Source organism: Gammaproteobacteria bacterium (genome assembly GCA_013816845.1).
Lineage (GTDB): Bacteria > Pseudomonadota > Gammaproteobacteria > DSM-16500 > DSM-16500 > Aquicella.
Map to the genome: position 1 here is coordinate 42,888 of JACDDU010000001.1, position 21,191 is coordinate 64,078.

The 21,191-nt window shown below is 38.8% G+C and carries 22 protein-coding genes and 2 tRNA genes; 11 read left to right on the forward strand and 13 right to left on the reverse strand.

Features of this window, described 5'->3' with window-relative positions:
- Positions 1 to 74: 74 nt before the first annotated feature.
- Both H0W64_00200 and H0W64_00205 read right to left on the reverse strand, forming a co-directional pair.
- A complete protein-coding gene (locus H0W64_00200) occupies positions 75 to 1,460 on the reverse strand; it encodes a deoxyribodipyrimidine photo-lyase (GenBank protein MBA3660132.1) in 1,386 nt (461 codons plus the stop codon).
- Between the two features lie 4 nt (positions 1,461 to 1,464).
- Complete coding sequence (locus tag H0W64_00205) at positions 1,465 to 1,926, reverse strand: phosphatidylglycerophosphatase A (GenBank protein ID MBA3660133.1); 462 nt, start codon at positions 1,924 to 1,926, stop codon at positions 1,465 to 1,467.
- Between the two features lie 138 nt (positions 1,927 to 2,064).
- On the opposite strand from H0W64_00205, the gene argE reads away from it, so the two are divergent.
- Positions 2,065 to 3,228: an acetylornithine deacetylase gene (argE, locus tag H0W64_00210; GenBank protein ID MBA3660134.1), complete on the forward strand. Its 1,164-nt coding sequence runs from the start codon at positions 2,065 to 2,067 to the stop codon at positions 3,226 to 3,228.
- A 101-nt stretch (positions 3,229 to 3,329) separates the two neighbouring features.
- On the opposite strand, the gene nusB is transcribed toward argE, so the two are convergent.
- From nusB to H0W64_00240, 6 genes are all read right to left on the reverse strand, one after another.
- A complete protein-coding gene (gene nusB / locus H0W64_00215; protein ID MBA3660135.1) occupies positions 3,330 to 3,830 on the reverse strand; it encodes a transcription antitermination factor NusB in 501 nt (166 codons plus the stop codon).
- Complete coding sequence (nrdR, locus tag H0W64_00220) at positions 3,778 to 4,278, reverse strand: transcriptional regulator NrdR (protein ID MBA3660136.1); 501 nt, start codon at positions 4,276 to 4,278, stop codon at positions 3,778 to 3,780. Before nrdR ends, nusB begins: the two co-directional genes overlap by 53 nt.
- A gap of 89 nt (positions 4,279 to 4,367) precedes the next feature.
- On the reverse strand, positions 4,368 to 5,273 hold the full coding sequence (locus H0W64_00225) for a polyprenyl synthetase family protein (GenBank protein ID MBA3660137.1): 906 nt from the start codon (positions 5,271 to 5,273) through the stop codon (positions 4,368 to 4,370).
- Positions 5,254 to 5,457, reverse strand: coding sequence for an exodeoxyribonuclease VII small subunit (gene xseB, locus H0W64_00230; GenBank protein ID MBA3660138.1), 204 nt, complete (start codon positions 5,455 to 5,457; stop codon positions 5,254 to 5,256). The genes H0W64_00225 and xseB overlap by 20 nt, the downstream gene beginning before the upstream one ends.
- A 107-nt stretch (positions 5,458 to 5,564) precedes the next feature.
- Positions 5,565 to 7,016 (reverse strand): NADP-dependent isocitrate dehydrogenase, encoded by a 1,452-nt coding sequence (locus H0W64_00235; GenBank protein ID MBA3660139.1) that lies wholly within the window; start codon positions 7,014 to 7,016, stop codon positions 5,565 to 5,567.
- Between the two features lie 64 nt (positions 7,017 to 7,080).
- On the reverse strand, positions 7,081 to 8,541 hold the full coding sequence (locus H0W64_00240) for a UDP-N-acetylmuramoyl-tripeptide--D-alanyl-D-alanine ligase (GenBank protein ID MBA3660140.1): 1,461 nt from the start codon (positions 8,539 to 8,541) through the stop codon (positions 7,081 to 7,083).
- 134 nt (positions 8,542 to 8,675) lie between these two features.
- Between H0W64_00240 and H0W64_00245 the strand changes: the two genes are divergently transcribed.
- Positions 8,676 to 9,590, forward strand: coding sequence for a histone deacetylase family protein (locus H0W64_00245; protein MBA3660141.1), 915 nt, complete (start codon positions 8,676 to 8,678; stop codon positions 9,588 to 9,590).
- Here H0W64_00245 and H0W64_00250 read toward each other — a convergent pair.
- Together H0W64_00250 and H0W64_00255 are read right to left on the reverse strand one after the other, a co-directional pair.
- The gene (locus tag H0W64_00250; protein MBA3660142.1) at positions 9,582 to 10,100 is read right to left on the reverse strand and encodes a hypothetical protein; all 519 of its coding nucleotides are present in this window, start codon (positions 10,098 to 10,100) and stop codon (positions 9,582 to 9,584) included. The genes H0W64_00245 and H0W64_00250 overlap by 9 nt on opposite strands.
- Before the next feature lie 105 nt (positions 10,101 to 10,205).
- Positions 10,206 to 12,446 (reverse strand): hypothetical protein, encoded by a 2,241-nt coding sequence (locus H0W64_00255; GenBank protein ID MBA3660143.1) that lies wholly within the window; start codon positions 12,444 to 12,446, stop codon positions 10,206 to 10,208.
- Between the two features lie 314 nt (positions 12,447 to 12,760).
- Between H0W64_00255 and H0W64_00260 the strand changes: the two genes are divergently transcribed.
- The 7 genes from H0W64_00260 to H0W64_00290 all read left to right on the forward strand — a co-directional run bounded on the left by H0W64_00260 (position 12,761) and on the right by H0W64_00290 (position 17,429).
- Positions 12,761 to 13,564, forward strand: a complete 804-nt coding sequence (locus H0W64_00260; GenBank protein MBA3660144.1) for a DUF692 family protein — start codon at positions 12,761 to 12,763, stop codon at positions 13,562 to 13,564.
- Positions 13,557 to 14,042, forward strand: coding sequence for a hypothetical protein (locus H0W64_00265; protein ID MBA3660145.1), 486 nt, complete (start codon positions 13,557 to 13,559; stop codon positions 14,040 to 14,042). Before H0W64_00260 ends, H0W64_00265 begins: the two co-directional genes overlap by 8 nt.
- A gap of 79 nt (positions 14,043 to 14,121) precedes the next feature.
- Positions 14,122 to 15,492, forward strand: coding sequence for a glutamate--tRNA ligase (gltX, locus tag H0W64_00270; protein MBA3660146.1), 1,371 nt, complete (start codon positions 14,122 to 14,124; stop codon positions 15,490 to 15,492).
- A 152-nt stretch (positions 15,493 to 15,644) separates the two neighbouring features.
- The gene (locus tag H0W64_00275) at positions 15,645 to 16,016 is read left to right on the forward strand and encodes a hypothetical protein (GenBank protein MBA3660147.1); all 372 of its coding nucleotides are present in this window, start codon (positions 15,645 to 15,647) and stop codon (positions 16,014 to 16,016) included.
- A 201-nt stretch (positions 16,017 to 16,217) separates the two neighbouring features.
- Positions 16,218 to 16,290: transfer RNA gene (locus H0W64_00280), tRNA-Ala, on the forward strand.
- A gap of 17 nt (positions 16,291 to 16,307) precedes the next feature.
- Positions 16,308 to 16,383: transfer RNA gene (locus H0W64_00285), tRNA-Glu, on the forward strand.
- 566 nt (positions 16,384 to 16,949) lie between these two features.
- Positions 16,950 to 17,429 (forward strand): helix-turn-helix transcriptional regulator, encoded by a 480-nt coding sequence (locus H0W64_00290; protein ID MBA3660148.1) that lies wholly within the window; start codon positions 16,950 to 16,952, stop codon positions 17,427 to 17,429.
- Here H0W64_00290 and H0W64_00295 read toward each other — a convergent pair.
- Positions 17,412 to 17,831, reverse strand: a complete 420-nt coding sequence (locus H0W64_00295) for an acyl-CoA thioesterase (GenBank protein ID MBA3660149.1) — start codon at positions 17,829 to 17,831, stop codon at positions 17,412 to 17,414. The genes H0W64_00290 and H0W64_00295 overlap by 18 nt on opposite strands.
- Positions 17,832 to 18,256: 425 nt before the next feature.
- Here H0W64_00295 and H0W64_00300 point away from each other — a divergent pair, with 425 nt between their 5' ends.
- Entirely contained in the window at positions 18,257 to 18,505 is a 249-nt protein-coding gene (locus tag H0W64_00300; GenBank protein MBA3660150.1) for a hypothetical protein, read from the forward strand.
- Between the two features lie 622 nt (positions 18,506 to 19,127).
- Positions 19,128 to 19,721, forward strand: a complete 594-nt coding sequence (locus H0W64_00305) for a DNA-3-methyladenine glycosylase I (protein ID MBA3660151.1) — start codon at positions 19,128 to 19,130, stop codon at positions 19,719 to 19,721.
- A gap of 160 nt (positions 19,722 to 19,881) precedes the next feature.
- Here the strand turns inward: H0W64_00305 and H0W64_00310 are convergent, their stop codons facing one another.
- Both H0W64_00310 and H0W64_00315 read right to left on the reverse strand, forming a co-directional pair.
- Positions 19,882 to 20,367: a CDP-alcohol phosphatidyltransferase family protein gene (locus H0W64_00310; GenBank protein ID MBA3660152.1), complete on the reverse strand. Its 486-nt coding sequence runs from the start codon at positions 20,365 to 20,367 to the stop codon at positions 19,882 to 19,884.
- A 127-nt stretch (positions 20,368 to 20,494) separates the two neighbouring features.
- On the reverse strand, positions 20,495 to 21,190 hold the full coding sequence (locus H0W64_00315) for a TVP38/TMEM64 family protein (GenBank protein MBA3660153.1): 696 nt from the start codon (positions 21,188 to 21,190) through the stop codon (positions 20,495 to 20,497).
- Position 21,191: the final 1 nt, after the last annotated feature.

A 21,191-nucleotide genomic window follows, 5' to 3' on the forward strand; every position in this document is an offset into this window, starting at 1 on the left:
AGAAATAGTTGATTTTAACTGTAAGATTAATGACATTTGATGTTTTTTTGTTACATTATATAATTTATGTTTTGTTATTTTGCATTTCTGTACAAAACTTTGGCTTTGGCACTCTGTTGGCTATGATCGACAAGCGGTTTCGGGTAAGTCGTCATGGCTTGATCTGCAAATTTATACCAGTGATTAATGACTTTAGGTGTAAACTTTGCGAGCTCAGGAATGTACTGTTTAATATATAGACTTTCTGAATCGTATTTCTCTTGCTGTAACCAAGGATTGAAAATACGAAAAAAAGGTTGTGCGTCACAACCTGTTGAGGCTGCCCATTGCCAATTTCCATTGTTGACCGAAGGATCATAATCAATCAGTTGTTGCGCAAAGTATTTCTCTCCCCAGCGCCAATCAATATGTAAATCTTTTGTTAGAAATGAAGCAACAATCATGCGCACACGATTGTGCATAAATCCCGTGATATTCAGTTCACGCATCCCCGCATCGACGATCGGAAAACCTGTCCGTCCTTCACACCAAGCTCTAAAATCTCTTTCATTATTTTTCCAGCGAATCGTGTTAAAACGTTCGTGGAAGGCTTGTTGAAAGACAATCGGAAAGTGATAAGCGATGTGAGTAAAGAAATCGCGCCAATATAATTCTTTAATCAGTAAATGGTGGGGGCCCAATTTGTTTTGAATGTCGCGATAAATTTCTCGGATGGAAAGCGTACCAAATTTATTGTGACTGGAAAGATAAGTAGTGCCGTCTTGCGCTGGGTAATCACGGCTCTGTTGGTAATGATCAAAGCGATCTAAGTGACGTAAGATTTTAACGGCTTCTGTGCGCCCACCTTTAATCGCTGCGTTGGGATTTTTTTTACTTGATAATTTAATCAGCAGGGTTGTATCTTCAAGAGTAACAGGTTTCATGTAAAATTGGCCTGCCCGCAATTTTTGCGGTAAGCGAACTTCTCGCTCGCCTGCCAAGCGATAATAAGGTGTGAAGATGGTGTAGGGCTTACCATTTTTCTTAGCAATTTCTTCTGGTTCATGCAATAAAGCATCCCCGTAACAATGAAAATCAACGCGGGCACTTTGGCATACTGACTTAATCGCTTGATCCCTCTTAATACTAAAGGGTGTGTAATCACGATTTACAAAGACTGCTTCAATGGGATTATCATCAATAAGTTGTTTAACAATGTCTTCTGCTACACCATAAAAAAAATATAATTTCCCCTTATTTTTTTGCAAGCTACTGGCTAAATCCTGTAATGATTCCAGCATAAATTGCAAGCCAGGTTCACTTTTATATTCATTTTTTTCAATTTGTCTTTTATCGAAAATAAAACAAGGCAAAACAAAGGAGGATGCATTCAATGCATGTTGTAGTGCAGTATTATCAGCTAAACGTAAATCTCGACGAAAAATGTGTAAGCTTAATTTATATTTTGTGTCCTCATTCATGCTTTTAAATTGCTCCGGTGAGTTTAGCTAGGATTTGAATGACGATGCAGCTATAAACCCCTGCCAATACATCATCTAAAATCATCCCGAAGCCGCTATGCATTTTGCGATCCACAATATAAATAGGCCAGGGTTTTACAATGTCAAAAATTCGAAATAAAATAAACCCCAATACCACCCATTGCCATCCCCACGGCGCGTTGAACATCGTCACAAAAAAACCCGCAAATTCATCAATACACATACCTTGATGATCATCTACTTTTATTTCTCGGCTGACTTTTGAGCAAATGAGGCTCGATATTACGATAAAACCAACGAGGAAAATTGCATATGTGAGGAGGGGCATGGGACGTAATAGTAAGTAAAAGGGAATACTCATCAATGTTCCAAACGTTCCTGGGGCAATCGGCATGGCGCCACTGCCTAAGCCAAAAGCAAGGAAATAGAGGGGATTTTGCCACATGGCTGCTGGAACTTTTGGGGTCAGTTTATATTTATCAAAATGTTGCACGTGATTTTCCTTTATTAAAAATAGGCACAGCGAAAGGTCTTTCTATAATATACGAGTAAGCGCGCAGAAAATAATAGGGACAGACTTTTTATGAATAAACTTACATGGCTGACTAAACTCATTGCATTTGATACGACTTCATCGAAATCTAATTTAGATTTGATCGACTGTCTTGCGGATTATTTGCAAGCCTTAGGTTTTGAGATTTTACTTACCTATCATCCCAAAGAAGCCAAAGCCAATCTATTAGCAAGTTTGCCAGGGGAACTGGGCATTAAACAAGGCGGTTTAATCCTATCGGGTCATACCGATGTCGTTCCTGTTACTTCTCAACCTTGGTCAACCTTGCCATTTTTAGCGACTCAAATTGATAATTCAATTTATGGGCGAGGCGCATGCGACATGAAGGGATTTTTAGCCGTGATCCTAGCATTGGCTAAGCAAGTCGCAGCCATGAAATTAAAGCACCCGCTTCATTTAGCCTTTTCGTTTAATGAAGAGGTGGGATGTGATGGTGTTCCCTTATTAATTGAAGAAATGAAGGCCCATGGTATTGCTCCAGCGGTCTGCATTGTAGGTGAGCCTACTTCAATGCGTCCCGTACTTGCGCATAAAGGAATTCAATCTTATCGTTGCCAGCTGAAAGGTGTTGCTGTGCATTCTTCCTTAACGTTATTGGGATGCAATGCAATTTATTACGCTGCCGAAGTTATTCAATTTATTCATGACAAGGCTAAATGGTTTGAGAAGGAAGGAACACATGACATGCTTTTTGATGTACCTTTTTCAACGCTGTCGGTAAACCAGATTCAAGGAGGCATTGCGAATAATATTGTACCCAGTGATTGTGAATTAACTTTTGATTTTCGTAATCTACCAGAAGATCAGCCCGAACTTTTCCAACAAGAACTAGAGAAATTTATTGCGAAAGACTTAATGCCGCGTATGCAAAAGGATCATGCCACCGCGAAAATTGAATTGGAAAAATTAGCCTCAGTTCCTGCCTTTGCCATTGAAGAGCAAAGTGCATTTTATCAACAAGTTTGTAGAATTTTGGGAACGACTGTTGTTAGTAAAGTTGGCTTTGCAACAGAAGCGGGCCTATTTCAACAAGCTAATATTGAGACGGTTGTTTGTGGTCCGGGAAGTATTGAACAAGCTCATCGTCCCGATGAGTTCATTCGTATCGAGCAACTCGATGCTTGTGAAAAGTTTTTAACAACGCTGATTCAACAATATTGTGTAGTGATATAGGAAAGTAAAGCTTAATTGTTTCGCGGTATGACAATGCCAAACAATTAAGCTACAACCGATAAATGATAAACGGTGGCTAAAGTATACTTTGTGCCTATCCATTAACTCGCAGGATCTTTACCGCGGCCGGGCATCTTGATTTCAACTGGGCGTAATTTTCGCGCGACCCGATCTAGAATACCATTCACAAATTTATAGCCTTCAATTGAACCAAATTTTTTGGTTAACTCTAACGCTTCATTAATAATGACGCGATAAGGAACGTCTGGACGTTTCATTAATTCGTAAATAGCAATACGAAGGACGTTCAATTCGATGGGGTCTATGTCTTGTAAACTACGTTCGAGAAAGGGTTGCATTTCTCGATCCAATTCTTTTTGATGCAAAGGAATGCCGTGCAATAATTCTTTAAAATATTCAAGGTCGAGTTTTTTATCGATATGATAAGTTAAAAACTCTGCTTCAAGGTCTGCTAGGGGCGTACTCGCAAGTTGCCGTTGGTACATGGCTTGCAAAGCATAACGTCTAGCATTGTGGCGCGCGATGGGATTAATCGTCTTGCGTTCCGGCGTGGTCGGATTTTGTTTTGGTTCGTTTGGCATATCGTGTCAGTCTGCTTATTTCTTTTCTAAATTCATCAATGTCTTGAAAACAACGATAGACGGAGGCAAACCTGACGTAAGCTACTTGGTCAAGTTGTTGTAATTCCTCCATTACCCATTCACCTAATTCTGCCGAGGATAACTCTCGCTCACCACAAGTCATTGCTTTGCGGATAATGCGAGAAATAGCAGTTTCAATTTTTTCTAAACTAACCGATCTTTTTTCTAAAGCGCGTAAAACGCCAGCTTTAAGTTTGTCTTCGCTAAATGCAGCCCGTCTTCCATCGCGCTTAATAATGCGGGGAAGAGCAAGCTCTGCAATTTCGTAAGTGGTAAACCGTTCTTTACATTTGGGGCACTTGCGCCGCCGCCGGGTTTGGTTCCCTTCACGAATCAAACGGGAATCGATTACTTTAGTATCCTCAGCATTACAAAATGGACAATACATTGTTTCTCAGTGTGTTATTGTAATGCACAAAGTTTAGCTGATTTGTAAGATAAAAAACAGCAGCTGAAAAAATTTATGTTAAATCGTAATTATTGTTTACGATTCAACAAGTAAGTCGCTAATTCTCGTAATAAGTGTGCCTTTTCTCCAAAACAATTTAAGCTCGATAAGGCTTTTTCATAAAGTTTTGTTAAGTGAGCTTCAGCTTCTGGAATTCCCACCCGTGCTGGAAAAGTCAATTTTGCATTTCTCTCATCGAGGTGTTGCGGTTTGCCAGTTGTTTTTTCATCTTGCGTAATATCAAAGATATCATCTTGCAATTGAAAGGCTTCGCCCATTAATTGCCCAAAAATCTGGAGGGCTTCTTCATGATCTGCATCGGTATCGGAACTGGCAAGCCAACCCAACATGACACTGACCGAAAGCAATGCACCGGTTTTTAACTGATTAATTTGTTTGATCGCATCTTCTGATAAAATTTCATTTTTCAATAATCTAATATCTAAGGCTTGTCCTGCGACCATGCCCAAAGGTCCCGCTGCACGTGCGAGTGCTTCAACCATGGCAAGCTGACGTAATGCTCGATTCGGTGTGGTTTTGTCACTCAGGACTTGAAACGCGAGGGTTTGATACGCATCACCCGCTAATAGCGCTATCGCTTCATCAAATTGTTTATGGCAGGTTGGTTTACCACGACGTAAATCAGCATTATCCATACAAGGTAAATCATCATGAACCAATGAGTACGTATGAATGAGTTCAACTGCAAGGGCGGGTTGATCGAGATACTCCCACGATGTTCCAAAGATACTGCCCGTCGCATAGACCAATAATGGGCGAAAACGTTTACCGCCATTGATAAAAGAATATTGCATAACTTCACGCAGTTCTTGTGAAGGAACGTCTTTCATATATTGCTCAAAATTATTTAGTAAACGCGTTTGAGCTAGCTCAAATAATTCTTTTAGGTTTAAATCACTTTGTATTATTGTCATCCGGCGTTTCCTCATCCTTTAGATCGTCGCCATACGGGGTTAAGCAATCTTGGTTATTATTTTTTATTAAAATCTGAACTTTTTGCTCAGCTTCCGTTAGTATTTTTTGGCAATGTTTAATTAAAGTAATGCCCCTTTCAAAATGATTAAGAGAATGTTCTAAAGATAATTCACTTTTTTCCATTCGTTCAATCAACGTTGAAATTTCACCTAATGCTTCTTCAAGTTTAGGTAATTTATTTTCAGCAACTGTCACAGTAAACCTCCAAACATAACAAAACAAACAGTCGATTATTCTCCTTGGGCAAGGGTAAAACCCAACTGACCATCATATAAATAAAGATTTTCAGTTTTAACAATCGAAAATCCTAATCCATGCATAGTGCCCACCAATTTCAAAACATCATCAAAATCGATGTGCGTCTTCTTTGGGGCGCGGAATCGACAACAACAATATCGTAAATAAGGGTTAAGAATAGCAGAATTCGGCCATATTTTTAAGCCACGGCTGGTGATGACTGAAAGTTTTAAGGCTGACGCTATATGGTTCAAAGCATCTGCAAGGTCATTAACTGCAATATTTTTGGGGTTATCGATGAAAATATCGACCCCATCTAGCTTTTTTTGCGCGCGAGCTTGATGTTGATCGCCATAACATTCAATACGCGTGTAAGCCCCAGGTTTATAATCCACGGGGGGAAAGTGGGTTGGCTTCATCCCAAGGCGTTCAATCACAGCTTGTGCAAATTCTTCAGTCGATACCTTTTGTTTACTCTTACTTGCAGAGTAAACATCGCCTGTGTGAATGCCATCTTCGATGGCTTTTAACCAAGCATTTTCGATGGTGGTTGCAACCAAGGGTTGATTGATATGAATCAGCATTTGAACGGCTGCATTAAGTAAACCTGAGGGATTGGCAATATGCTTCCCCGCGATATCAGGAGCTGAACCATGTATGGCTTCAAACATTGCCATATGATTGCCGATATTAGCAGATCCAGCTAAGCCGACTGAACCGGCAACCTGCGCTGCGACATCGGAAATAATATCGCCATATAAGTTAAGCGTGACAATAACATCAAAACGCGCAGGCTCTGTGGCAATTAAAGCGGTCCCAATATCAACAATTAAATGTTCGTGCTCGATTCCTGGATATTCTGCAGCAATTTCATTGAAGACTTGATGGAATAAACCATCTGTCATTTTCATAATATTATCTTTGCTTAACGCGGTTACTTTTTTCCTATTAAATTTCAACGCATATTCAAACGCATAACGGATGATTTGTTCGCATCCCGGACGCGTTAAAATTTTAACGCACTCATAAACTTCATCAGTTTGACGATGCTCAATGCCAGCATACAAATCTTCTTCATTTTCGCGAATGATAATTAAATTAATATTCGGATAATGTGTTGGAATAAAAGGGGCGTAGGAATTGCATGGGCGTACATTGGCATATAATCCTAATGTTTTTCTTAAGGTCACATTTAAACTTTTGTAACCTCCGCCTTGAGGAGTTGTGATGGGGCCTTTTAATAAGACACGAGTTCGTTTCAAGGAATCCCATGCTGAATCAGGAATACCAGAAGTATTTCCTTGTAGGTAAACTTTCTCGCCCACTTCAATCACGTCATATTCAATTTGTGCATCTGCTGCTTTTAAGATCGCTAGGGTGGCTTCCATAATTTCTGGACCAATCCCATCGCCGTAAGCAATTGTAATAGGAGTTTTAATCGACATTACCGCATCCTCTTTGTACCTTCGATTGAAAAATTAAATCAAGGTTCAATTTATAATTATAAAATTACGTCAAAAGTCCTTTTACGATTTCTTCCATTTGCATTGATCTTGAACCCTTGACTAAAATGGTCGCAGGGTGACATAAGAAAGGTTTCAACGCAGAAATTAATTTGGTTTGATCGCTAAAATGATACGCCCCTTCACCGAAAGCATACGCCGCATGCGCACTCAACTCACCAAAAGTGAAAAGAAAATCAATGTCCGCATCACGAATTTCTTCACCAGCATGGGTGTGTAATAGCTTTTCTTCTGGGCCTAACTCTTTCATATCGCCCATGACCAGAATTTTTTTTCCGACAAAGCTGCGCAGCGTGTGAACGGCAGCTTGCATGGAAACAGGATTGGCATTATAGGAATCGTCAATGATTTTAACACCGTTAGGCAAAGCATGAAGTTGTAAGCGACCTTGCGCTGGAGCAATAGCTTCAAGGCCTGCTTTGATAGCAACTAAATCCGTGCCAATGGAAAGCGTCGCAGCTGTTGCAGCTAAAGCGTTTAAAGTATTATGTCGACCTAAAAGCGGCAGTTCTACATCGATTGTGCCAATCGGTGTTTTTAAGTGTAAAGGTTGTAAGCCATTCACCACAGGTTGCTCAAACGTTGCAAGCGTAATATCTGCATCGGGATGAAACCCAAATGTTAAATACTGATGCATGCCAATCTGCTCGCGCCAAAAAGAGAAAAAAGCATCATCACGATTAAGAATGGCCATGCCATCTTGGGCAAGACCTAAAAAGATTTCAGCTTTTGCACATGCTACACCGGTTAAATCACCCACGCCTTCGAGATGGGCAGCCGCTGCATTACTAATGAGTGCAACAGTCGGTCGCGTCATTTTAGTTAAATATTCAATTTCACCAAAATGACTCATGCCCATTTCGAGCACAGCATAACGATGGTTTTGGTTTAAGCGGGAGAGGGTGAGCGGCAGACCCAGATGATTATTAAGGTTGCCAACAGTTGCTAATACTTTTTCCGCATCACCAGCACAGGCGCTAACTAAAATCGATCGGATCATGTTTTTTAAAGTGGTTTTCCCATTACTTCCAGTCACAGCAACAATAGGTAAGTTGAAAAAATTGCGCCAAGTCGTTGCTAATTTCCCTAGGGCATGAACTGCATCACTCACGACGATTTGGGGCAAATCTACCTCGACCCGACGGGTAACCATGGCGGCTCTCGCTCCTTTTAATCGGGCTTCTTCCACAAAGTCATGGCCATCGACTTTTTCTCCGGGTAGGGCGATAAAAAGGTTATGGGGTTCGAGTTTCCTGGTGTCAAAGCATAAGCCAATAAATTCAAGATTCTCTTCGCGAGGATTCAGGGGAGAGGTCGACTCTAAGTAACCGTGGTAAGAGCCATCATTGCTCGCAACGGGCGCATGATGACCGGGTACGACAGCCGGCTTTGCGAGTGCTTTTAATCCTAAAATGTTGGCAACTTGTCCTAATGTCATTTTAATCATTGATATGAATCCATCATGCAGTGATTTTGCGTATACTTTAATCTTAGAAGGAGAGAGAGTAAAACCTATCTTGAAGCGCAGTGGATATCATACCATTTCCTTTAAAAATCACCTATCCAGGGACGACTATTGCCATGGCTATTGCTATTATTTCTCACCCTGACTGCTTATTGCATGCGATAGAGGGTCACCCAGAGCAGCCGGACCGGGTTAGTCGTATTCAAGCTGCATTGAAGGAATCGCCTTGCCTTGCTTCACTCCAATTTCTTGATGCGCCTCTTGCGACCAGGGAGGAACTCATTCGCGCGCATCAAGAGGATTATGTGGATTGGATAGCTCAGATTGCGCCGCAAAACAATTTTCTTGCGATCGATGCCGACACCATCATGAACCCGTACACTTTGCAAGCAGCGAAACGGGCAGCTGGCGCGTTGATTATGGCGGTGGATTTAGTGGTCCCCAAAAAAATGGATCGGGCATTTTGCAATGTGCGCCCGCCTGGTCACCATGCTGAGTTTAATAAAGCGATGGGATTTTGTTTTTTTAATAATGTCGCTGTAGGTGTTCACCATGCATTAGCGCAATATGGATTTCAGCGTATTGCGATCATTGATTTTGATGTCCACCATGGTAATGGAACGCAAAATATTTTTCAAAATGATGAACGTGTTTTGTATTGCTCCAGCTTCCAGCATCCCTTTTATCCGGGCTATGATGCATCGCTTGATAATTCGCATATTTTGAGTGTGCCTCTAGCTGAGAATACGGAAGGGTTAGCTTTCCGGGAGCGGGTTGCTGCAGCTTGGTTTAATCCCTTAGCAACGTTTAAGCCGGAAATTATTTTTATCTCCGCCGGATTTGATGCACACCGGGATGATCCTTTGGCAAGCTTAAAACTTGAAAAGGAAGATTATGTATGGATTACCAAGGAATTACTTGCGATTGCCAAAACGCACAGCGAGGGCCGAATTATATCTGCCCTCGAAGGTGGTTATCATTTGCCTGCTTTAGCCGAATGTGCGGTCGCGCATGTTTGTGCTTTAGTTTAAAACTTGCTGGGGTCGTTTGAGACAGTTGAATGCATAGCAAAATTGCCCTAGGAAATATCCTGCAAAAGCTGCTTGTATGATTGGCCAAAGCAGGGGATAGGGCGAATCTGAAAAAAGGTAAGCTTCGAGTTGGACGTGATAATAAAATTTGGCAATCCAAGCTCCGCAAATTAAAACTAAAATGCTCCACGTTCCCGGTATGACTAATTTTTTCTCAGGGAGGGGCTTAACTTTACTGATGAAAAAATGTCCCCACCCAATAATGAAACCTGAACCTAAAGCTGCGAGGCATAAAAGGACGTTTGAAAAAGTAAATGACGTTTGCCAATAAAAAGTTGCTAAGAAAAGAATAATAAAAAGTGCAGTCGTTAAACGAATTGTATAAAAGTGAAGAACCCGCGGCCGTGTTGCAAGAAAACCTCCCCACATGAGATAGAGAAAAAGTGCATAAAGCCACCACGATGTTTCAGCGAACTGCTCCCAAAAGCTGGGGGTGATAGTTGAATCCATAGATTGATGCCCTTTGCGAAAAGAAGAAGGATGAATAGAATAACCAAGTTACTTTGCAATAAACACATTGTAACTTGGTTCTAGGCTAAAACAAATTAATGCAATTTAGGCTGGGATAAACTGCGCTTTCTGTTCCAGAACTGGGGGAGATTCCGCAGAAGGACGACGTTTTGCAAACAAAGTGCTATGAGCACTTGCTTCACTATACTGACTCATTCTCTTATGGAGTCCTTTTTCCAACCCACTGATTGCTATCGCTGATCCGATAAAAAATAATCCTGCACCAATACTGCCGATTACAATCGCTAAAGGTGCGGAAGCCGGAAGCAACATTGCGGTAATGGTCGCTCCTACTGCTACTGCAGCACCTAAAAACATTAAACCTGCACCAAATATTTTTCTAGCTTTGGAAGGTTGACCATCATCGGTGTGATTAATTAAATTTTGAAACTTACTCTGAAAGTTAATATTGTCAGGTTCATTGCCAAGCTCACGCGCTGCCTTCAAAATTTTAGTGTAATACTTATAATCGAAATGCGGGTCTTCTTTCTTACCATCAATTTGGCGTAACAAAAAGTATGCCGATTTCGAAAGATTTCTGTCGACTTTGTTTTGACCTGGGTCGAGCAGTGTTAAATTTTTAAAAGCTTGATAAGCAGTATAAAATTGACTGCGCTCATTTTCTTGAACTTCAGCTATCGTTAAATTCACTAATTTCGCTGTTTCATATTCTCTAATCGCCCAAGTCTCATCCATTTGATGTTTGTTTAACGTAAGGATTAAAGTATCTAGCAATTCAATTTGAGCTAAATCAATTTCTTTAGTACTACTTATTAAGTTAAATTGAGCCCAGAGCAATCCACAGAGTTGCAGATATTTTGTTTGCTTGAAAAAAGTATCGTCAGGATTAATCAAATCTTCATAGGTCATAGGCTTTTGATTAGGGGTTAACGCTATAATTTGCTTAGTGTGGTTTTTCAGATTGGCAAGACATAGTCGCACTGCATCACTTTGACCAGCGGGATGCTGACTTTCGTAGGTCTTTAAAGTTTGATGAAGCGATAATGTTAAATTGTCAATTAAAGTTTGCGGTGTGTGCCAAAATTCTTTTACAAATTGATCATCCTTTAAATCTTGCAGTTTTGAGATCAGTTGACTAATTTCAGTTTTTTCCGCTTCGATTCGATGGTTGATCTTTGCAATCGCCTCAAGCTTTCCTTCTTGCAATTCAAGATAAGGATTTAAATCCTTTTCTAAGACAGCTAAGTTTTCTTCTAATTCCATGAGGTTAAAATTATTAGCAGCAGATCCAGCAAGACTACGTGCATGGATTAACTCGTTTTGTTTATTTTCGATGGCGTTGTTTAAAGCATTTAATTTGCTGTCATAAACTCTGAGGGTGCTTTCTTCTTTACTGATCTCTTCCAAATATTTATTTCTACGATTCTTTAAATTTTTTAACTGAGAGGCTAAATCGCTAGCTTTTTGGCTCTCAGCTAAGGTTACGGTCTCTTCTGAATAAATAGTAAGTTTGGTTTGAAGACTTGAAATTTTAGCCTTAATTTCAACATTTTCTAATCCCAAATCATTTTTTTCATTGGTAAGTATATTTTTTTTATTAATTAAGTCTTGCTGTATTTTTATGATTTTTGCTAATTCAAAACGTAATCCTTCTATGGTGTTTTCGTTTGGATTAATCGAAGAGGAATAAGAAGAAGATTGCGTTGAGCTCATATCATCTTGCTTAGAAGATAGTGTTGAGCTGTAGGATTGGCTGGAAGAATAAGAACCCGCCTGCTTTGCTAGCATAAAATTTAATTCATTTTCAATGCTAGTGATCGAACGATTATTTTTATTTATAAATAATTCCAGATCTTCTATCTCTCTCGTTAGCTGAGTCATCTGGTGCAAATTAGCAAGTTTGGCATCGTTCAAAATTTTAAGTTCTTTGGTGTGCGCCTTAATATTTAAATAAGATTCGAAGCGTTTGATCGGCTCGGCTAGGGATTGAATTTTTCCATTAATTGCTGCCAATGATTGCCCATGGTTCTTGATTTGTAACTCAAGGGGCCCACGTCTTTTTTCAAGTTCGTTAATTTCAGGTTCTAACTTAATAACCTGCGTTTGAGATTTGATAGGCGTGATAATTTTTTCTCTTGGGGTAACATTGGTTTCTACCCATTTAGCAAATAGCGCTTCTTCATTTTTTAAACGACTTTGTTCCCTAAGAAGTTGCTCTTCACGTTTTTTTATTTCTTCAGGCAAAATTTTAATTTGTTTATTCCAGTTACGTAATTCTTCTTCAGAGTAAGTTTTAAAGGTAACGTCTGGTTTTTTTCTGTGCATACTGCTCTCCTAGCAAATGGGTTATTTTTTTAATAATGCATTAAAACTTTTAACTTCGTGGATATAGCACCAATTTGAAAAAGCTGCCACATGAAAATATTTTTTTAAGCTAGGAATTTAAATTCGAATGAACTAAAGCTCGTATTTTCTTCTATTTAATTTTACAATTCTCTAAAGAATAAGAGGAGTATTTCCATGATTGAAAATAATATGGTCAACACGCAAAATTCCCTTGAGATACAAGAACAAGTTGAATTCGAACTTACTGCCCTCCATTACACTAACTGCTGTCGTATCACTTTATTTCAAGCTCCGTGAAAATTGGTGTTAATTGGATCTCGCCCACTTCATTTCCTACGATTAAAAAATTAATAGAAGAGGGTGAGGCTGATTTTTGTGAAATCATGCTCGATAATTTTGTGCATTTATCTCCGGAGAAAATTTGCACAAAGCTACCTAGCGCGCGATTTGCTTTTCATCTCGTCACTTCTCGTTTTCTCGAAAAAGATCGCGCAGAGTTAGCGCAGCTTGCTGATAAAATTAAACCTTGGCAGGATAAGCTGAACCCTCTCTATGTCTCTGATCATATTGTTCGCTTTTCTGATGATGAAGGAAGACGCTTACCACTTGTGGGCGAATATGATTATGAACAATGCGCTGCACATCTCTTAGACAAAGTTGCGTTATGGCAAGCGTTACTCGGTAAGAAAATATTTTTTGAAAATCATGCCTCGCTAACACACGCAGGAAAAAATCAAGCGGGGTTTTATCAAACATTAATTCAACACACATCTGCTGGATTACTTTATGATTTTTCAAATGCTTATATCGCGGAGCAAAACAATGTTGCTCCCGTTGCCGCATGGCAATCTTTGGCGTTAAAAACTAATTTTTTTCATGTCTCTGGATTTCAGATTCACCCTGAAACAAAGCTAGCTATTGATACGCATGATCAACCCATTGCGACCGCTGTGCATCAGTTAATCCAAAATTTTTTTACTCCACTTAATCATCAAGATAAAACGTTAGTCTTAGAATTTGATGCAGATGTCAGTTATGAAACCTGGGTGAATGAAATTAAACGTATAAGAACGCTTTTTAATGGGCATAATGTTTAACATGAATGCGCAAAACATCATTGCGAAACAAAGTTTGCAGTATCAATTTTTCTCTCAATGCCCTACTTTGTTGAATGCGCTAAGTGAGCGTGCCGTGGGGACGTTAGATCAATTTCTGAAGGATAGTGCAATCCTTGGGTTAACAGGCAATTGGGCTAAGCATTTACATTTTCTAAATTGGTTACAGCAGGATGAGAAGCTGCCCTCGCATTTGCCTATTATTAAAGAATTAATTGTGGCTTCGTTAACTCAGTGGGCGCTATCTGGTTTTGACCATCCTGAAGCACAAGGTTTGCTCATTGCGCTCCCTCATCTGCCAAGCCAACAAGTTGGTCTCTGGAAGAATCAAGAACCTGATCAACCTCATCGCATTATCAGCATTGCTCAGCAAAAGTGCGCATTTAAGGATATCCATTACACAATCGCTAACATTCAAGGTCAATGGCACCCTTATTCGTGGCAGCTCCTTCCTTTATAAAATTAACAAAAGCATTAACACTAGAGGAAAGCTGCAGTTACAATACGTCTCTTACTAACTCATTAAAAAAATTATCCCCATGACACGTACACGTTTTGCTCCAAGCCCAACTGGTTTTTTACATATTGGGAGTGCAAGAACTGCATTATATTGCTGGCTTTATGCGCGCAAAATGCAAGGCACTTTTATTTTACGCATTGAAGATACCGATTTAGAGCGGTCTACTCAGGAATCAGTCCAAGCCATTTTAGATGGCCTTGCATGGTTAGCTTTAGATTATGATGAAGGTCCTTTTTATCAAACCGCGCGTTTTGATCGCTACAAAGAAGTGATTGCTGAACTTTTGCAGAACGGTAAAGCTTATCGTTGTTATTGTTCCAAGGAACGTTTGGAAGCGCTGCGTGCTGACCAAATGGCTAATAAGCAAAAGCCGCGATACGATGGTTTTTGTCGTCATTTAACCGAAGAACAACCGGGTCCTTATGTCATTCGATTTAAAAATCCCATTGAGGGAGTGGTTGAATTTGTCGATTTAGTTCATGGAAAATTGAGCTTCGCCAACCAAGAGCTAGATGATTTGATTATAGCGCGCACCGATGGGACGCCCACTTACAATTTTACAGTGGTCGTGGATGATATCGACATGGGCATAACACATGTTATTCGAGGTTTGGATCATATTAATAATACCCCACGGCAAATTAATATTTTCACGGCGCTTGAAAAACCCTTACCGTTATATGCACATTTGCCTATGATTTTAGGTAGTGATGGCAAACGTTTATCCAAGCGTCATGGTGCTGCAAGTGTTTTGCAATATCGCGAGGAAGGCTTTTTACCCAAAGCACTTTTGAATTATTTAGTCCGCTTGGGATGGTCTTCAGGTGATCAAGAAATTTTTTCGACAGAAGAGTTAATCCAATTGTTTGATTTAAAAAACATTAATCGTGCTCCCGCTGCCTTAAATCTTGAAAAATTATTATGGCTTAATCACCATTATATTAAAGCTGGAGGCGAGGAAGTGTTGAACGAGTTCAAATGGCACTTAGATCAACTCGGCATTAATACGAGCCAAGGGCCTGTCCTGATTGATGTAATCGAAGCGCAATCCACACGTGTTAAAACGATGCGCGAAATGGCTGAGAAAAGTCGTTTCTTTTTTGAAGAAGTTAGCATCAGCGACGAAATAAAAGCAAAATTTCCTCAAGACATTACCGCCTCACTTATTTTAGTTCGCGATGCTTTTGCTGATTCTGCCACCTGGTCGAAAGAAGCCATTCATCAAATTTTGATGAATATAGCTGAATCCCAAGGACTTAAATTGGGTAAGTTAGCCCAGCCCATCCGACAGGCTGTGACTGGCGGAGAAGTGTCTCCTCCGATTGATGTCACGCTTCAACTCCTCGGTCGAGACAAAACCATTGCCCGGATTAATGCCTTATTAGGCTAATGGGGACTTGGTGGAGTGAGTAAATAGATATATTTTGACCATTTAGTGGTAATTGATCTTTAAATTACCACTACGAAAGGCTACAATATCTGACCATAAAAATAGCAAGAGTGGTCAAAGTGAAAAAAAGTAGACTTGGTCAAACCATTGTAATGGGATTCGGCGCATTCTCTCTCATCGTCACCCTTTTAACGGGATGTGCAGGTGCCACCCCGCATCCTATTCCACAATATCAACCTCATGATCGGCAATTGACCTGTAATCAAATTGGGTTTGAGATTAAAAATAATCAAACGAAAATTTTGAACTTGATACCCCAAGAAAATAAAATAGGCAAAAATATTGCTTTAGGCGTTGCGGGTTGGTTCTTTATTGTGCCCTGGTTTTTTATGGATTTTTCCGATGCTGAGCGGGTTGAAGTACAAGCCTACGAGTTACGTAACAATTACTTGATGAACTTAGCTACTCAAAAACAATGTCAAGATATGCCTTTTCCGCTGCATTTTTTGGGTTCGCGTTCCTAGAGTTAACTCCCATCAATCCAAGAGGCTGACGGCTTCTTGGATTTTTTTTAGTTGATCGCTTTTCATGCATAATACCCTGTAAAACCTTCGATTCTAAAGCCGCAGTGACAAGAAGAATAAAAAGATAGAGTTAGCCCACCACTTTTTATTGACAAAGGATGGCATGCTTCATAGAATCGCTGCTCTCTTGGATTATTCATTGGGGTTATAGCTCAGCTGGGAGAGCGCTTGCATGGCATGCAAGAGGTCGCCGGTTCGATCCCGGCTAGCTCCAAGTGACGACGTATAACCGTCCCCATCGTCTAGAGGCCTAGGACACTGCCCTTTCACGGCGGTAACAGGGGTTCGAATCCCCTTGGGGACGCCAAATTATTTAATATGATTTGGCGTGTGCAAATACAGATCAGCTTCCTTCTTTTTTCCTTACTCTCCCGGTTTGAAAAAGATTGTTTTTCTATTTGTGTGCTTTGAGTGATAGATAAATTCTAAGAAATTTTAGGGAATGCTTTGAAATGTTTGATGGATTAATTTCGTAATGTAAGTGCGCTAGACAATGTCAGATATCATCAGCCTACGTTATCAAAATCAAATACAAAATACCTGCGCTTACCTGCCTAAAATAGGGTTACGGTACTTTGTAATGTACATTGTTTTTAACGATGGTAGTAAATTTGTGCTCTCCAATATTTTTCACATGTTAGAATCTTATTATGCTGAATCTTTGTACAAAGATGACTATAGTTTTCGGTTAGATACAATTACCAATACAACGCATTATTTCTGTGATAGAGCACTCTCTGTGTCAAATAAGTTCAAGCAAATGTTAGAAGAGAGATATAATGCTTACAGGACGTACTATCTTATTAGGGAGTGCCCTGAGTGTACTTTTGTTTTTGGTGCTATTAAGGGGATAGCGATTTTGATAATAGTGAATTGATTTATAAAAATACGTTAAATGAGTTCGAAGATTTTTGTGCTGATTTTTCTGATCATTTTATAGATTTAATCATTAATTATAATTGTAGTTACAAAAATTCATTCGTGCTAACAAATCAATGTTACAGAAGAGCAGTAATCAAGCGAGGTTATTCTAATAAAGAGGAATTAACTGATAGGGAGAAAGAATGCTTAATTTGGGCATCAAGAGGAAAATCTACAAAAGAAATCGCTAAAATATTAAAAATAAGCCCACATACTATTGCAACTTATTCCAAGAAGATCAAAGAAAAATTAAACTGCACCACTATGGTGGAAGCCGTTATCGAAGGAGTGCATCGCGGCGTAATAGGTTCCATTAACCAATGGAATCATTTCGATTCTCCTACCATTGGAAGTTTTAAAATAATTAAAAATATGGATGCTGCTCGCAAGGAAATAGCAAAAACAAGTTTGGTTTTATTTAATAGTGTTTGAAAATAATAGAGTTAATAATTCATTTGGCATAACGGGTTTTCCATTGTGTATAGAAACACAAACAACAGTATTGGTCGCTTTCGCAATTAATTTGTCATTGTCTGTTCTGTAAATTGATTGGTAGAAAATAATTTTTAATCTTCCAGATTTTTCATACGTTGATTTAACATAAAACTTATCATGGACTTTTAAAGAATTTTTTAGTTCCATATCAATATGTGTAAGAACAATATTAAATCCATTTTGATGCCATACCTTCCAATCCACGCCTTTTGACAAAAGAATTTGAATTCGAGCGCGATCAAGATATTGTAAATAAGCTGCATTATTTACTATATCCTGGATATCAAGTTCATGTTGCTGCACTTCTGAACCCCATATAAATGTATTGGGTGTATCCATATCATTCCTCAGCTTCGTCATTTTATATTTTTAATCATGTTCATTGTATTGAATCAATACCCTAATACAGGGATACCCATGCTTAGCGATGCCTCCTATTATATTTGATAATCTGGATATGAAAAGTTATAGATTAATATTTCAAATTATTAAGGAGTAGGGCCAAAATATTTTATATCAAATTATGTACATCACGTTTACTCATGCTGCGATATGGAATATTACGGTTAAAAATAATTATGTCAGCAATGGAACCACTGTGTCACCTAATAGGAATTAACTACAGAAGACTCCCAAAAGAAGAATATTTACTACTAGAAGCAGAGATTTTTATATGCATATGCGAGGGGCTTAAGGAGTTTTTTAGAGAGAAATATAAGGGCTATTTTCATTTAATGAAATTTAATTTAGAAAAGGAGAATGCTATGCTTGAAAACGACTTCGCACGTTTAATTACCAACGATATCCTATCCACAGAAGAATATAATCTGAAAGGTATTGCGCGTTATTCAGATACGCCAGAAGATGTTATCCAAGAAGTTATTGATGGCCGAAATATCAGGCCTTCGGCAACCTTTCTTTGGAGAATAATTGAATTACATCGATCTGTGAGGCGAGAACTGTATGATGCAATTATCAGGAAAATTATTAATAGTAATTTGGTTTCAACTTAGTTCGTTATTAAATTTTATACCCTTAAAAATGACAAAGGCCTCATAAGAGGCCTGAACTCAGCGCCAATAAGATTGTCGTCTCTACATTGGGCTGGCTGTACTGGGCGGACCTTTAGTTAGTGATTTGTTCTGGAATGAATTTGACAGGATTGATAAAAAAATACTGCCGCAGCTGATAATAGATTTTTATAAAGAAATTTTCGCAACTGGAAAAAAAGATGCCGGCAAATTGGTTAGAGGTTTTGGAGGGACTCCATTTAAAAAATGGAATCCTTTTAATTTTAATACTTGATAGATAAAATTATTCTGTAGAGACTACTATTAATTAATAGCGCTGTTTAATGTTAAACCTTTAGCTGAGCCTTAACTGTTTGATATTTAGAGATAAAATATTACTGTCACCTCTTGTTTTACGCATCCATCATTAATAGCTTCTACTATGGAAGTTATTGATAAGCAAAATATCAAGCCATCGGCAACTTTTTTTGGAGAATAATTGAGCTGCATCGATCCGTAAGAAACGTGATCCATTACGATGCAATTATAAAAAAAATATTAAACTTCATCTGACAACCTGATACCTTACAATACCCATTCTCTTCATTACGACGAACATGCAACTATGCCTTTAAAAAAGAATAAGCCGATTTCCCGTTGCGCATGGGCTAACACTGAGCAAGTTAATATTGACTATCATGACCAGGAATGGGGAGTACCTATTTATGATGATCGATTACTTTTTGAATTTTTAATTTTAGAAGGGGCGCAAGCAGGTTTGAGTTGGATCACCATTTTAAAGCGACGATCACAATACCGTGAAAACTTCGACCACTTTGATGTGAAGAAGATAGCTCGCTATGACGAGAAAAAGTATCAGGCTTTATTGCACAATCCTGGCATCATTCGTAATCGTTTAAAAATTCGAGCAGCCATTGGCAATGCACAAGCTTACTTGGCCATTCTGGAAAGTTTTCCTTCTTTCGCTGATTATATTTGGCAATTTGTTGATGGAAAGCCCATACAAAATCAATGGAAGACTTCTAACAAAATTCCTGTCAGTACCCCTCAGTCTGATGCGATGTCTAAAGATTTAAAAAGACGTGATTTTAAATTTGTTGGCAGTACGATTTGTTATGCTTATATGCAAGCAGTAGGAATGGTGAATGACCACCTCATTACTTGTTTTCGTCATAAACAAATTACCAAGTTTAAGTAACACCTATTTAAAAATTTCCAAGCAGTCATTCAGTGACAACTTATCGTGGCTGACTTATCGAATATCTAAACTTTCAGCGACTGTAATGCTCAAAAATATTTGATTATATAATTGTCTATCATTTCAAAAAATAAATGTTAACACTTACCCACCCAGATAATTAAACCCTTTGTTCCCGAGATTGATGTTGTGAAAATTCAACAATTCTGAGCGCAGTTGTTAATAAAACCAGAAGGCTAAACATAATTGCCAGTAGAGTAAAAAAAAGAGGGAATATAATCATAAGAATAAAAAAAATAAAAGCTTCTGGTCGTTCTATGATACCCACGCTGTAATGAAAGCTTTTAGTCGATTGATTGGGGGTAAAAATTCCAACGACTAAGAAACTTGTTACACATAATAAAATACTACCCAGCATGAATAAGCACAGACCGGCTCGAAGTTCAGGTTGGATTAACCATAAACCAAATATCACTGCAAATTCTACACATCGATCCATCACAATATCGATTACCGCTCCCAAAGGGGTAACTTGCTTTAAATAGCGCGCGAGCGCACCATCTAAAATGTCACAACACCCCGATAATAAGATCATCAATACGGGTAGGGCGATCAAATGGAAAGCAAGAGGGATTGCGCTTAACATTCCAACTAAACCTCCTACCGCCGTAATTTGAAACGGCGTTACCCTTGCGTAAATTTTTTTTAGAATGAGAGTGATAAAACGTTGCTGATGATTTTTAAGAAATTGTTCTAAAATAATATAATCCTTTTTATTTTTTTCTCACGACTTTATAAAAACTCGAAAGAAAAGCAAGTAAGGCTAAGAGGAGAAAGGCAAGCAGGATTTGGGGTTCAAAAATGATACTTAAATTGGGCGTTTCATTACGATCTAAAATGCGTCCTAAACCATTCCCTAATAAAACATACACTAAAGAGCCTGGAATAATGCCCAAAAAAGTTGCCCAACTAAACGTTGAAAGCGAAACACCAAATAAGGCTGCGGCAATATTAACAATCCAAAAAGGAAAAAGAGGAATTAAACGTAAAGTTATTAAATAGTGCGCAGCATTTCCTTGAAAACCACGGCGTAACTTCATTATCCAACGTGGCGATTTTCTTAAAATGAAAGGCTCAAGGGCAAGTCGCACGGCGAGAAAAATGCAAATTGCACCCACGGTTGCACTGACAAGGACGTACACCATTCCTGCTAAAATCCCGAATAAAAATCCAGCGATCAAAGTTAAGAAAGTAGCACCGGGAAATGACACCGCAACGACTATAATATAAATCAACATGAAAATACCGACCGTAAAAAAGTAATGGGTATGAGTCCATGTTAACAATGTTGCGCGGTGGAATTTTAATTGTTCGAAAGAAAAGAAACGTTCTAAATCAAAATAAAAAAATAGAATAAATGCTAAGATTAAGATAGATAATGCCCACCACCTTTTAATTAATTTGCCCATG